Consider the following 13,743-nt stretch of genomic DNA (forward strand, 5'->3'; position numbering starts at 1 on the left):
CCTTTCGCGCGGCTTCGATCGCGAACGCGATGGCGCCTTACCTTGTCGGCATAAGATGCAGGCGCGGACCCTGGCCGCGACTGAAAGTCTAAGGAGCCGGGGCGTGTCGCACAGCGACAAATCTTCCATCCTTTTCGCCATCGGCGTCGGCGCGCACCGGTGGCCCAAACGAAAGCATCACAATGCCCCCGCCAGCCCTCAACCATGGCGGTCGGGGCATGACGGTGCAAGGGGAAACGATGTCAGAGGTGCGGATCGTTCTCTTGGACGGGTTCGATCTTTTCGAAGCGATCGCAGCAAAGCAGGCCTTTGAACTGGCCAACCGAGCGTTGCGAACGACGAGGCACTCGGCGATGTACAGCGCCGGGTTCTTTGCTCAACAGGCAGGGCCTGTGCGCAGCGATTGCGAGGTAGCGCTCATCGCACAGGCACTGCCGGACAAATTGGCCCGTCGTGTGGATCACATGATCCTGGTTGCCGGCAGCGATGCCACCCAGGTGCTGCGGCATCCGACAGCAACGCAGCGCGAGTTCATCACCTGGCTTGCCCGCGAGAGTGCGAGGATCGGCCGCCTCGCGGCAATCGGCGAGGCGGCTTTCGTGCTCGTTCATGCAGCGATTGGCGACACGCGCCCGCCTGCACCGAGCGATCAAGCGGCAGCAGCCGCAAGCACCTCCGGCATCGAGCTCGCGCTGCAGATGATCACGCACGACGTCGGTCACCGCACCGCCATGCAGGTCGCGCAGCGCTTTGTTCCCACGCCGGAGCGCATCGGTGCGCCTTTTCGATTTCGCAGTCGCCTGGGCGCCAACGCAAACGGCGACGAACGCGTCCTCACCCTGAACAGGTGGATTGCCTCTCACCTGCGTCAACATCTGACCAACGACCTGCTCGCGCAGCGTCTTTCGATGACCCCGCGCACGTTCCTTCGCTTCTACCAGCGCGCCACCGGATTCACTCCCGCACGCGCGGTCGAGCAGATCCGCGTCGAGCACGCGTGTCACGTCCTGGAGACGACGATGATGACACTCAAGGACATCGCCCACCGCAGCGGCTTCTCGTCACAAGAACTGATGCGAAGAACCTTCGTACGCCTGCTCGAGATGCCACCCTCGCAGTACCGCCGGCAGTTCTACGGTCGGGTCTGAGCTCCAAGCGGGCAGCGCATCCCGGGACAGAACAGCTACGCGTCTGCAGCTTGCGAAGGCTCGCATCGCTGGCTGCAGCGCCGGATCCGGGCAGTCCTCCGGCAGCCTTTTGACTGCGATGCAAAGCGGCCTGCGCGAGCCGGAGCATCTATCGAAGCACGTGGAGAAGTGGTTTCAGCAGCAGCCAATCTTGGGCGGCGCTTCGATCGATTGCACAGCGTGCAACGGTTGACCCTTGCAGACTCGAATCCTAGATTCTGCGCAGTCCGCAGTCGGCGACGTCTTCCCCGGTGGCGTCCTCGGCGCGCGGACCTTGAGCACATTGCTGCACTGCACCGTGTGCAAATCCCGAAGTTCATTAAGGACCCCATGCCATTTCTTCACATTGCGGGCGTTGCGCGCACGCCCTGCCCTCCTGCTGCCCCTGCCACGAACTGGCCGGGGCGTCCGTGGGGTTCTCGCCAAAACGGTCGAGGTCGCGTGCTTGCTCTCTTGCTCGCGGTGCTGGGCACCGCGTCGCAGTGGGCCGGTGCTGCAGAGCCTGCCTTGCTCAAGGTGGGCGCCTTGCGGCTTGCATCGGCCGGCCCGCTGTTCATCGCGCAGCACGAGCGGTTCTTCCAGGACGAAGGGCTCGCGGTGGAAATCCGCTACTTCGATGCTGCGCAGCCCATTGCGCTCGCAGTGACCGCGGGCGACGTCGACCTGGGGGTGACGGCCATGACAGCGGGATTCTTCAACATCGCCGGCAAGGGTGCGCTGAAGGTGATCGCCGGACAGGCTGCCATCGTGAAAGGCCGTCCCGGCGACGTGCTGATGGCCTCCAACGCTGCGTACGCTCAAGGCCTGCGCAGGGCGGCGGATCTGCCCGGCCGGTCCCTGGCGATCACGCAGACCGGCTCTTCGTTTCACTACGAACTCGGTCTCATCGCCGCCGCAGAAAACTTCGATATTCAGCGCGTGACATTGCGGCCGCTGCAGAGCGTGTCGAACATGATGGCCGCGCTCAAGACGGGCCAGGTCGACGGCGCGATCGTCTCGCCCCAGGCGGCGGCGGAGCTCGCCGGCGCAGGCGAAGCCAAGCTGATCGCGCAGGTCGCGGATGCCGGCAGCTACCGCTTCGGGGCACTGTTCGCCGCCAGCAAGGTGCTGGATGCGAGACGCGATGCCGTGGCGCGCTTCGTTAGGGCCTATCGGCGTGGCGCGGCCCTCTACAACGAGGCGTTCTTCGGTTCGGGTGCGCGTCGCAAGGAGGTGGCGCTGATGATCGCAGCGCACATCATGCCCACCGACGCGCCGAGCGACCGTGTCGCGCAACGGGTCACCGAGGGCGCCTACTACGTCGCACCCGATGTCCCGCTCGACGCCGCCGACGTGCAGCGCCAGGTGGACTGGTACAGGTCGCAGGGTTTCATCGATGCGACCGTCAGCGCGAAAGAGATCATGGACTTGACGTTCGCTCGATGAACACCGTGGCTGCCAGCCCCCTCCCATCGGGCCTTCCCTTTCTGCGCTTGCGCAATGGCACCCGGCCCGTTTCCTGAAAGACACCCGATGCGTCTCGACATCGACAACATTTCCCACAGCTACGGCGCCCTCCCCGTGCTGTCGAACATCTCGGTCAGCGTGCCGTCCGGCAAGATCCTGGCCATCGTCGGTCCCTCGGGGTCCGGCAAGTCCACGCTGCTGCGCATCATCGGCGGCCTTGAGGCGCCCGACACGGGACAGGTCCAGCTGACCGGCGCAAAGCCGCCGGGGTGCATCAATCTCCTGACCTTCGTGTTCCAGGACTTCGCGCTGCTGCCGTGGCGCACGGTGCGGGGCAACGTCGAGTTCCCTCTGGAGCAGCGGAACCTGTCGCGCACAGAGCGCGACCGGCTCGTCGACGACGCGCTGCACCGCACCAACCTCTCGGCGTTTGCGGCGGCGCTGCCCAGGCAACTGTCGGGCGGCATGCGCCAACGCGTCGGGATCGCAAGGGCCATGGTGGTGCGCCCCGCCGTCCTGATCATGGACGAGCCGCTGTCTGCGCTGGACGCGCAGACCCGAGAGCTGCTGTTGAACGACATTGCCCACCTGTCGGCGCGAGAAGGCTTCACCGGTGTGTACGTTACGCACAACCTCGCCGAGGCTATCCGCCTGGGCCATTCGGTGCTCGTGCTCTCACGACGCCCCGGCGCGGTGAAGGCCCTCCTCACGATCGACACGCCGCTGCTGGAACGCGAGGCGGACGATCCAGGACTGCAGGCGCAGTCCCGACTGATCTGGAATCTGTTGCGTGAAGACGCACTCGAAGCGGAGCGTGAACTTGTCTGACATGACCTTGCCCCTGGAATCCGCCCGCCGCCCCGTCACGTTCCGAGGCGGGGGGTTCGCGCCGCGGCGCCTGCCCGCCGTCTCGATCGCAGCACTCTGCCTGCTCGTGCTCGCCTGGCAGGCCTTGAGCAGCCTGGGATGGGTGGACGCCGTGTTCCTTCCAAGCCCGTGGGCGATCCTGCAGGTGCTCTGGAACCTGCTGGCGAGTGGCGCGCTGTGGAACCATATGGCCGTCTCCCTCACACGCTTGGCAGTGGGTTGGACCGCCGGGACCGTCACCGGCGTGCTGGTGGGTGTGGCGCTCGGGCTCTACTCCACAGCGCGTTCGATCGGGGTGCCATTGGTTTCGGCGCTCATCACGATTCCGAAGGTCGCGCTGCTGCCGCTGTTCATTGTGTGGTTCGGCATCGGCGAGGGATCGAAGATCATGATCATCTCGTTCGGGGTGTGCTTCCCCACCATCATCAGCACCTACGGGGCGGTGGACAACGTCTCCAAAAGCCTGATCCGAATGGCGCAGAGTTTCGAGGTGAGCAGCGCGGGCATCGTTCGCAAGGTGGTGCTGCCGGCGGCATTGCCTGGGATCCTGTCGGGGTTCCGCGTGTCGGTCTCGATCGGCATCATCCTGCTCGTGACGGCCGAGATGATCGGCTCGAACGAAGGCATCGGCGCCTTCATCCTGGCGGCGGGCAACCTGTACCAGGTCGATCGACTGCTCGCGGGCGTGGTTCTCCTGTGCGGGCTCGGCCTCACGTTGTCGTCGGTCATCACGTGGGCGGAAAAACGCTGGTTGGACTGGCGCTGATGCGCGCCGCCGCCCAGGCGATGGGGCCTGCCCCGAAGCGCCTAGATCAGCCGTGCGTCGTCGAACGCGTGGGCCGAGGCGACATGTCGCCGGTCAGCGCCTGTGCAGCAGCACGCGCAGCGGTGTCGGCGCACGAGGTACGTGTCAGGCATCCTCAGTCGCTGTGCGCCCTGCGGGACGGCTTGCCGCTGGGGGGCGCGCTTGATGAGCGCGTCTTCGCTGCCAGACTCGATGAGCCGCTGCAGCAACGCACGCGGCGTGTGGTTGTCTTTGACGCCCGTCCACATGATGAAAGAGCCTGCCACTACCGCTTGGTTTGGCATTCGCCTCGGGCCCTCAACTTCGGAATCTTTGATGCGTTTACGAATGAAGCAGGCCGCCAAGCCGATCTGTCCGGCAAGGTTGCGGCGGCGGCTTTGATGGCACAGGCGAGTGAATTGTTCTCCGAGCCGCCGTCCATTCAGAGTGTCGACGTGCTGGCTGCAACGCTACTCGGCTAAGCAACCCACCAGGGCGCGCCATCGCGTTGCGCCTCGCTTGCGGAATGCTGACTCGCTTTCAGCGTTGGACGCGGCGCCATTGCGCCAAGCGCACATTGCCACGGTGGGTCAACGCCGACATGCGAGCTGATTCCGGCGGCAACCCTCGATCTGATCTGGTCCTTCAGGCCCACAACTGATCACACAGGCGATGCAGTTTGCCGGGCAGACTTCCCGAATGGAACATGCCCCGGATCAGCAAATGTTTGGCAGCGACGACGCAGTGCCCCTGTCTGCGGCCAGCCGCGTCCCACCCGCTGCCGAGCGCGCGCTCCACGACGTGCTGGATCGGCTTGGGCCATCGGTGTTCGCGGGCCTCCTCGACAGCGAGGGTGTTCTGCGGTATGCCAACCATGCGGCGCTGCGCGCCGTCGGCTGCACGTCTGAGCAGGTGATCGGCCAGCGCTTCGACACCACGCCATGGTGGCAAGGGTGCGAACTGTCCCGGCGACGTCTGCAGGGGGCATTGGCAAGCGCCCTGCGCGGAGAGGCCTCGCGCTTCGATGCGCGCGTCGTCACGAACGGTGCTCACACACTCGTCATGGATTTCTCATTACTGCCTCTGTATGGTCCTGACGGACGCGTGGTGTGGCTGATCCCTTCCGCATTCGACGTCAGCGAACGGGAGCATGCCCAGCGGCAATTGCTGCTGACCCGCCATGCCGTTGAACAGGCCAACGATGCGCTGTTCCTGGTGGGGCCCGACAGTGCATTTCACGATGCCAACGCAGCCGCCTGTCGACTGCTGGGCCTTGATCGCCGACAGGTGCTGCGATTGCGCGTGGCGGACGTCGACACCCAAATGGAGGGGACGACATGGCCTCAGTGCTGGCGCCAGTTGTGCGAACAGGGTGCGCTGCGGTTCGAGACCAGCATTCGCCACAACGAGGGGCATGAGATACCTGTCTCTGTCTCCGTCAGCCTTGTGACGAGTGACGGCGAGACATTCGCTCATGTCTGCATGGACGACTTGCGGGAGCGCCGTACGGCCGAACGCCGCATCCGGCAACTGCTGCGCTTTGACGAGCTGACCGGTCTTCCGAACCGCCAGGGCCTCTATGAAAGCCTGGTCGCCACTTTGCAGACCAGCGCCCAAACGGCGGTCCTGATCTTGGAAATCGACCGCTTCAAGCGCGTCAACGATGGCCTCGGCCTCCAAATCGGCGACGCGGCGTTGCGTGAATTGGCACAGCGAATCGTTTCGACCGTGCGCAACGTCGACCTGGTCGCGCGCAGGGGCAGCGATGAATTCGTGATCGTGATGCCCGCTCCTTCGGATTCGGTATTTGGTACGGCCCAGGCGCTACTTGAGGCCATCGCCCAGCCCTTGATGATCGAAGGCCACGAGATCCACCTGACTTGCAGCATCGGCGTCGCAACGGCGCCAGAAGACAGCGACGGCGTCGATCCATTGATGCGCCGCGCGAGTGCCGCGCTGCAACAGGCCCAGCGCCTGGGCCGCAATCAGTTCTGCGTCTATGCCGACGCGGCACCGGATGACGATCCCGAACGGTTGACGCTGGAGACTGCGCTGCGCTATGCGCTGCGCGACGAGCAGTTAGAACTGCACTACCAGCCGCAAATCGACTTGAAACACGGAAGCATCGTAGGCGTCGAGGCCCTGCTACGCTGGCATCACCCCACGTTGGGCACCATCGCCCCGGATCGTTTCATCCCCATCGCAGAAGAGTCCGGTCTGATTGTCGCCATCGGCGATTGGGTATTGCGTTGCGCGATAGAACAGGCCGCGGCCTGGCAACGTGCCGGGCTGCCGCCCCTGCGCATGGCGGTGAACCTGTCTGCGCGCCAGTTGCTGCAGCATGACCTGGCACAGCGAATCGAAGACCTGCTCGCCGCGGCCGGGTTGAACCCGCGACTCTTCGGTGTCGAGGTCACCGAGAGCACGCTGATCGTCAACTTCAATCGAGCGGTGCAACACCTGCAGGCACTGCGCGCGCTGGGCGTCGAGGTCTCGCTCGACGACTTCGGCACGGGCTATTCAAGCCTGGGCTATCTACGCCGTCTGCCGGTCGACGTGGTGAAGATTGACCGCTCTCTGGTGCCGGACGTCGCTGCGCCGGCTGAAGATGTGTCGATCACGCGGGCCATCATCACCATGGCGCACCGGCTGCAGATGAAGGTGGTTGCCGAAGGTGTCGAGAGTGAAGGCCAGGCGATCCTGCTGGCCGCCAACCGATGCGACCAGATGCAGGGATATTGGTTCAGCGCCGCGGTGACGGCCTCCGAGGTGGAGACCATGCTGCGCGAGGGACGTCGGGTTGATGCGACGCTGCTCGGACAGCGCTCCAACCCCGAGCAGCGCACCCTGCTGTTGGTTTGCAACGATGAAAGCAACGCCGCAGCGCTGCGTCGGCATCTGCTCACCGACGGCTGGCAGGTGCTCGAGGCCACCAATGCCGAGCAGGCACAGCATTTGATGGCAAGACACCGGGTGGACGCGATCCTTTCCGACCCTGCCACCCCTCAAACAATCGGCGTACAACTGCTTGGCGGTGAAAAGGAGCAGTAGCTGGGAAAAATCTGGCTGCACTGTCTGGTGGAGGTTGCCCTCAGCCTTGCGGCCCTGTTGCGCTTGGGCCGCATGTGGCGCAGCGCCAGCCCTTGCTCCCTGTAAGGGCGACAAATCCTCCTGTGGTCATTGAAGCCCTCGCGCCGCAGCCTCACGTGCACACGCACTGTCGTCGTAGTGCACGCGTGTCTGGGCGATCGCTTTCATGCGCATGATCAACGCTTTATCGCTGGCGTGCGACTGATCGATAGATATACACGGCAACTTTCCGTGGCAATCAACATCACGGTGCTGCCCAGTGCACATGGTCCGTGATTTCAGTAGTCCTCGAGCTGCCGCGTCTGCTGGTTTGCGGCGATACGGCGGAGCTCCGTCTCTCAGACATCGAAGCTGCCTGACACGTCTGCGACTACCTGCCGCTCGGTCGCGCCAGCCTGGCCGCTGCCGCCAAGGTTGTCGAAGGTCTGTTCATGCAGCACCACCGAGCCGGGACGAGGCTGATCTCGCGCTTGAGAGCCGGTCCACCACCTGCCGGTTAGCGGGCAGCTTGCTGGTGACCTGGACCGATCAGCACGTAGTCGTGACGGCATTGACCAGCTGGGCGGCGCAACGCCTTTCAGTCCATGCGATACGCGAGCCCTGGCGGCGCGCCCTACCAGGGCGCGCAGCAGGCGCGGTGCCCGCCAGTTGTGAGCAGATTTGGGAACCTTTGGAGGACCGTGTTTTGGCGATGCATGCCCGTGATGTGGGCCCTGCAGACGCCCTCCCCTACGCTGTGGCGATCATCAACAGGTCGCGGTCCGTGGGCTTGTCCCAGTTCTCGCCATACGCGGCCGTCGCGTAGAAGCTCACCATCTCATGGCGCACCATGCCGTGCGTCCATCCCTTGGCAGCGAGCCGCTGGATCACAGCGGGATGCGCATTGCGGTGCACCAGCGCCTCTCGCAGGCCTTCGACAAGTTCGGACTGGCGCGCGGGCGCCAACGCGCCGATTTCCCGCACGATCTGCTCGATGCGCTCGGCGAGCCACCGCTTCTCCCATTGCGCCAGCCTCTCGCTGGGCGGCAAGGCCGTTGGTACGGAAGCGTGGACCTCGGCCTGCGCCTCCTGGACCTGCAGCTGCTCGGCCGCGTGCCCGGGCAAGACGCTCTTCAAATAGCGCAGCGGATCGCGCAGCGGTTCCGGAAATGCGCTGGCCGCGCGCTTCTCAACGGCCTCAAGCCCGGTGGTGACCGCTGCCTCGCCGAATTCGTCGATGAGGCGCTCGACGCGGGCGTGGTCAATCCCGAGGCGTTGGGCGCTGGCCAGGACGCTGACATTGACCGGTTCCGTTGCGCTCCTTTGCTGCAACGCCAGCGCCTTTTGCGGTTTCTTTCGCACCGTGAACTGCAAGTCCGACACGAAGCGACCGGACTTGAATTCGAGCATCTCGATCTCGATGTCCGCCACGGCGTTGATCTCGGCCACTGCAGGGCGCAGGGTGTCACGCTTGAAAATGCGGTACTCAAGTTTCTGCAGCCGCTCGTCATCGGGGCGTCCTAGCAACACCGGCCGCCACCAGCCCCAAGCCTTGCGGGCTGTCTGGCCGACGCCGATATAGCGTGAGCAGATCTCATACAAAGCCACGGCCGGATGCGACCCCAGCTGTGAGATGACATCCAGCGAGAGCTTGGCGAATATCTCCGGGTCCAGCAGCTCGTGGCGCATGTTCACCGCGTACGACCATTCCACGAAGACCTGACCGCGTTCCTTGCTCAGACGGGCGTGCGACAACATCCCGCACACGTCCCATGTCTGCCACTCTCCACTGGTCGGCGACTGCCACTCGACCAAGGTCGAAACCATCGCGCGCAAATGCGTCTTGATGATCTTCATGTCCCCTGAGTTGTAGTCCAGCCCGCGGACGATATCGGTCAACGCGGCGCGAAAGGTTTCCTGCTCGAGGCCCTGGTTCTGCGCCAGGTGAAGGAGCACGTTCCATGTTCGGCGCCCCAGAGCGGTGATCTTGCTGTTCTGAGGCACCAACGCGAGCGAGAACACCGGTTTGCGCAGGGGTCCTGCCACCCGGGCCACCGATGTGAGTTCGCGCGCGCCTTGATTCATTGCCGGGAACTTTACCGCACCCTGCACGACACGTGAATCGGCGATTCACGTGTCGTTGGATGACGAGCCCGCCCCTGTCTACTGAAAAAGCTCCACTTCGACCCCGCCTCAGGGGCAATTTGCCAAGCGATATCAACTGTAAAAGCTCCGTGGCAGCGCTCTTACGGTCACTTGCAGCGCCGCTGGGCGCGTTTTTTGGCGGTTCTTGGCGTTCACCGTATCCACCGCTAGATCTCCCTGTGCAGGCTCCAGTTGAAGCCGTATCCACTCCGCTCCTTACTGGATTGGCTCCGATGCTCACTGTAAAAGCTCCGGTAGATCATGTAAGTTGTTGATAAATAACAACTTTTTCTGTTTAAAGAGATAAAGGATTTGAAGGGATATGACTTAGAAATACCCGCGCGCTGGGTCTCTGGAGCTTTTTCAGGAAAGATGCACTCAACGTTGGACGAGATTTGGTTGGTTTGCGCAAAACACGTCCAACCCGCACAATCTCGCCATCAAACAAGAAACGGCTTAACAATGGAAATACGACCGCAAATCACGCTAGCAGGGGTTCATCAACAGGCGGAGGACGCTGCCGAGATGTTGGCCAGCATTCGCTCGGCGATGTTGGCGCCCATGGTTCGCAAGGCCTCACCCACCTTCAGCGCTGACCAGGTGGCCACGATGTGCGAAGCATCCTCGCGCGGCTCGTTCGCGCACAAATTGGGCAGCCGCAAGGACATGCCCGCGGGGACCCTCGTTTCCAATGGACGCAAACGGATCTTCGAATTGGCGGAGGCTCGCCAGTGGGTGCGTGAGTATCGCAAGGACATGCTCCGACCGGAAGGTGCGGAAGCCGTCACGATCTCGATCGCGAACTTCAAGGGTGGCACCACAAAGACGACAACGGCAATGACCTTGGCACAGGGACTGAGCCTGATGGGGCACAAGGTCCTGGTGATCGACACTGACCCGCAAGCATCGCTTACCACCCTGTTCGGGATCCTTCCTGATGTGGAGATCGATGCCAAGGACACCATCATGTCACTGGCAGATGGATCACTCACGACCGTGCGCCCGCTGATCCGAAGCACGTACTGGGACGGCCTGGACCTGGTGCCAGCTGCTTCTTCGCTGTTCGATGCGGAGTTCATGCTGCCTTCGCGCCAGGGCAAGGAAGGTCTTTCTGGTTTTGAGTTCTATAAAGTTCTCGACCTCGGAATCGATGACGTCCGCGCCGACTACGATGTGATCATCATCGACAGCCCCCCTGCCCTGTCCTACCTCACCATCAATGCATTGATGGCTGCGAACGGCATCATCATGCCGCTTCCGCCTGAGACGCTTGACTTCGCATCGTCGACCCAGTTCTGGTCCCTGTTCTCGGATTTGACCGAAAGCATGCTGGAGTCGAGAGGGCAAACCAAAAGTTTTGATTTCATCAACGTTCTACTTTCCCGCGTGCCGCCGAAAGCAGGTAGAGGGGCGTCTACAACCGCTGACGCAGTGCGCGAATGGATCTCAGCCACCTATAAAGAAAAGGTCCTTCCGCTGGAGATTCCGCGCACCTCCATTGCGTCTCAGAAATCGTCCGGGTTCGGCACGGTCTACGACAGCGAAGCGAGTGACGCGAAGGACAAGACGTACAAGCGGGCTCGGGATGCGTACGACCTTTTTGTGCAGCATGTCGAGGTGTCAGTGAGGAATGCATGGAACCGGCAGTTGCTGGCCGATGATGTCTCGGCAGGTTTGAACCGTTCAAACCCCCAGGAGTTGGCAGTTTGACGTCGTCTGATCATGGTGTTGGTGGTTCCCGACAAGGCGCATCGATGACCGCTTCATTGATGCGGCCACCCGCGTTTGGCCATCGCAAACACGTCGTTCCCACTTCAGTACGCGGGCGGTTCAGTCCATTCACGAAGCACCGGCGCTGGGGGTTTGAACGGTTCAAACCTTGGACGCCAGTTCACTGCTCGTTTGCGTGTGGGGCGCAATTTTTAGCGCCCACTGGGCCGGCGCTCGCCAAAATTGGGAGCTATGAACAGAAGCGGTGGGAGGGTAAGGTCGGGACTCGAGGCGCTGCAGGTATCGGCAGTTTGTACGCGGAAGGCAGGGGGTTTGAACGGTTCAAACCTTGTACGCTAGTTCACGGCTCGTTCTCGTGCGACGCGCAATCTTCACCGTCCCGGCCAGCACCCGCCAAACTTTGGACCGGCGAATGGGTTCAGGGTGGGGATAAAAATGCGGTTCGGGGCGCAGCAACCGGCGACGTTTTATACGCAGGAAGAGGGGGGTTTGAACGGTTCAAACCCTGGGCGGCGGTTCATCGCTGGTTTTTGGATGACACGCGATCCCTGGCACCCACTGAGCCCGCACCCGCCAAAATTGGGAGCTATGAAAGGCTGCAGTTCGATGGCAAAAATGCGACTCAGGGCGCTACAAGCAGAGGCATGTGGTGCGCAGATGGCAGGGGGTTTGAACGGTTCAAACCCTGGACGGCCGTTGGTGGTTCGTGCTCGTCTAAGACGCAAATTTTGGCGCTTACAGAACTAGCACCCGCCAAAATTCTAAGCAACGAAGGGTTGCGGTTTGAACATGAAGTGGCAGGCCGAGGTGCAGTGAGCAGCGGCCTCTTGTATTCAGGAGGCAGGGGGTTTGAACGGTTCAAACCCTGGGGATGGACTAGCACGTATCTCGTGGATGCCGTGACATGTCGGCCATCCGCAGCGCACAGCGGCATGCGTTGCTCGACGCCAGAATTGGCGAGCACGCATCAAACCGACCTTCTGGCTGCCTCGCTGGACCAGCAAACAGGCCAGGGCTTTTAAAGGATTGATCGATGGCAAACAAGAACCTTATCAAGCGTGCGTTCAGCGTCACCGCCAACCTCCCTTCGCAACGTGCTGAAGGGCCGCTCCCTACTGGATCGGCAATGCCTGAGCCGATTGCCCGCCAAACGGTGCCCCCGCCAGACGCGCCCGCGCCCGAGGAACGACCGATGCGGCTCCTCGAATCGGTCGCCGCGCCTGCGGAGACCCCTCATGCCCAACGACTGAGCGCGGGGCCGCGTACGAGCCCGGGTTCCATGCTCGCGTTCATGGCGGAGCAGTCCGAAGTGCACAAGGAAGTTGTGGAACTGCGTCAGCGACTTAATGCTTTCGATGGCGCTGACGTGGTGAGACGTCTTGATCCTGCGCTGGTGTCAGTCTCCCAGTGGGCGAACCGGGATCGCGCGCACTTCGCGACAGAAGCGTTTGCGAGACTCAAGGCTGAAATCGACAGCGCTGGCGGAAACATTCAACCCATCAAAGTACGCACCATTGCCAGTCCGGCCCAGGGAGCGCCACAGTTCGAGATTGTGTATGGGCACCGTCGGCACCAAGCATGCCTTGAACTCGGCATTCCGGTTCTCGCGCTTGTTGAGGAGGGCATGAAAGATGCCCAGCTTTTTGTCGAGATGGACCGTGAGAATCGCGAGCGCGAGGATTTGTCACCTTGGGAGCAGGGCGTGATGTACACGCGCGCCCTGGAGGAGGGCTTGTTCCCTTCTGCCAAACAGCTTGCGGCGGCGCTGGGCGTCGACATGGGCACCGTCTCGAAAGCAAGGACGCTCAGCGCGCTACCGCGGGAGGTGGTCGATGCATTCGCCTCACCGCTCGACCTCCAGTTCCGCTGGGGCAAGCTGCTCACCGAGGCCCTGCAACGAGACCCTGAAGGGGTGCTTGAGCGAGCCAGGATCGTCGCTGCGCAAACGCCGCGGCCGTCGTCCACCGAGGCGTTGAAGACGCTGATCCAAAGGTCGACCGGCAAGGCGCGGCCACTGGGTTCGGCGACTTGGCTCAATGGTGAAGGCCATCAGGTCGCCACCATGAGCACGGATCGAAAGGGGAGGGTGACCGTTTCTGTTGACCGCCTTGAGGAGGGGCAACTACGGCGCTTGATCAAGCTCCTGGACGGTTTTCTGGGGGTCAAGTCGGAGTAGCGCGCCAAGCCTCGGTCGGCGTGCACCAGGCGCGCTACGAGCTCGTTTTGTTGTTTGTTTGCGCTCACTATCGAGTTATTGGACATGTTTGCTGGGTCCAACGCATTGCAGCTATTGAGTGACCAATGGATGCGACCAAAATGGGCTGTTTGGCACCCATTTATTGCATAGATGATTATTCTTGCGAGATGACAGCTGAGATGGCAGTTGTCCCGCCCTCAGTCGCAGGTCGGCGAAAGTGTTTGCAGTGCGTCTCCACGCCCGCGAATTGCATCGGCGGCTGGGCCGCTTGCGCCTGCGAAAGCCAGAGGTTGCGCCACACCGTTCGGGCCCCCGCG

8 protein-coding genes and 1 pseudogene are annotated in these 13,743 nt (G+C 62.6%); 8 read left to right on the top strand and 1 reads right to left on the bottom strand.

What is annotated here, in order from left to right; genetic code table 11:
- The first annotated feature begins 218 nt into the window (after positions 1–218).
- The 6 genes and pseudogenes from AB6807_RS31230 (at position 219) to AB6807_RS31255 (ending at position 7,335) form a co-directional block, all read left to right on the top strand.
- Positions 219–1,148, top strand: a complete 930-nt coding sequence (locus AB6807_RS31230; protein ID WP_165840454.1) for a helix-turn-helix domain-containing protein — start codon at positions 219–221, stop codon at positions 1,146–1,148.
- A 501-nt stretch (positions 1,149–1,649) separates the two neighbouring features.
- Entirely contained in the window at positions 1,650–2,612 is a 963-nt protein-coding gene (locus tag AB6807_RS31235; protein ID WP_371087707.1) for an ABC transporter substrate-binding protein, read from the top strand.
- Between the two features lie 87 nt (positions 2,613–2,699).
- Complete coding sequence (locus AB6807_RS31240) at positions 2,700–3,461, top strand: ABC transporter ATP-binding protein (protein ID WP_116912570.1); 762 nt, start codon at positions 2,700–2,702, stop codon at positions 3,459–3,461.
- A gap of 1 nt (position 3,462) precedes the next feature.
- Positions 3,463–4,266: an ABC transporter permease gene (locus AB6807_RS31245; protein ID WP_116912569.1), complete on the top strand. Its 804-nt coding sequence runs from the start codon at positions 3,463–3,465 to the stop codon at positions 4,264–4,266.
- A gap of 294 nt (positions 4,267–4,560) precedes the next feature.
- Positions 4,561–4,766, top strand: a pseudogene (locus tag AB6807_RS31250) (antibiotic biosynthesis monooxygenase); the annotation flags it as partial.
- Positions 4,767–4,983: 217 nt separating this feature from the next.
- The gene (locus tag AB6807_RS31255; RefSeq protein WP_371087620.1) at positions 4,984–7,335 is read left to right on the top strand and encodes an EAL domain-containing protein; all 2,352 of its coding nucleotides are present in this window, start codon (positions 4,984–4,986) and stop codon (positions 7,333–7,335) included.
- Between the two features lie 768 nt (positions 7,336–8,103).
- Here the strand turns inward: AB6807_RS31255 and AB6807_RS31260 are convergent.
- The gene (locus tag AB6807_RS31260) at positions 8,104–9,438 is read right to left on the bottom strand and encodes a replication initiation protein (RefSeq protein WP_286518137.1); all 1,335 of its coding nucleotides are present in this window, start codon (positions 9,436–9,438) and stop codon (positions 8,104–8,106) included.
- A gap of 522 nt (positions 9,439–9,960) precedes the next feature.
- On the opposite strand from AB6807_RS31260, the gene AB6807_RS31265 reads away from it, so the two are divergent.
- Together AB6807_RS31265 and AB6807_RS31270 are read left to right on the top strand one after the other, a co-directional pair.
- Positions 9,961–11,208: an AAA family ATPase gene (locus AB6807_RS31265; RefSeq protein WP_207786795.1), complete on the top strand. Its 1,248-nt coding sequence runs from the start codon at positions 9,961–9,963 to the stop codon at positions 11,206–11,208.
- 1,054 nt (positions 11,209–12,262) lie between these two features.
- Entirely contained in the window at positions 12,263–13,405 is a 1,143-nt protein-coding gene (locus AB6807_RS31270; RefSeq protein ID WP_371087621.1) for a ParB/RepB/Spo0J family partition protein, read from the top strand.
- Positions 13,406–13,743: the final 338 nt, after the last annotated feature.

The sequence above is a fragment of the Variovorax sp. RCC_210 genome, from assembly GCF_041355175.1.
GTDB lineage: Bacteria > Pseudomonadota > Gammaproteobacteria > Burkholderiales > Burkholderiaceae_C > Variovorax.

Bases quoted from the DNA above. Each gene is read 5' to 3' on its own strand.
- AB6807_RS31245 (WP_116912569.1), top strand. From the start codon at position 3,463: ATGACCTTGCCCCTGGAATCCGCCCGCCGCCCCGTCACGTTCCGAGGC.
- AB6807_RS31270 (WP_371087621.1), top strand. From the start codon at position 12,263: ATGGCAAACAAGAACCTTATCAAGCGTGCGTTCAGCGTCACCGCCAAC.
- AB6807_RS31255 (WP_371087620.1), top strand. From the start codon at position 4,984: ATGGAACATGCCCCGGATCAGCAAATGTTTGGCAGCGACGACGCAGTG.
- AB6807_RS31260 (WP_286518137.1), bottom strand. From the start codon at position 9,438: ATGAATCAAGGCGCGCGCGAACTCACATCGGTGGCCCGGGTGGCAGGA.
- AB6807_RS31265 (WP_207786795.1), top strand. From the start codon at position 9,961: ATGGAAATACGACCGCAAATCACGCTAGCAGGGGTTCATCAACAGGCG.
- AB6807_RS31240 (WP_116912570.1), top strand. From the start codon at position 2,700: ATGCGTCTCGACATCGACAACATTTCCCACAGCTACGGCGCCCTCCCC.
- AB6807_RS31230 (WP_165840454.1), top strand. From the start codon at position 219: ATGACGGTGCAAGGGGAAACGATGTCAGAGGTGCGGATCGTTCTCTTG.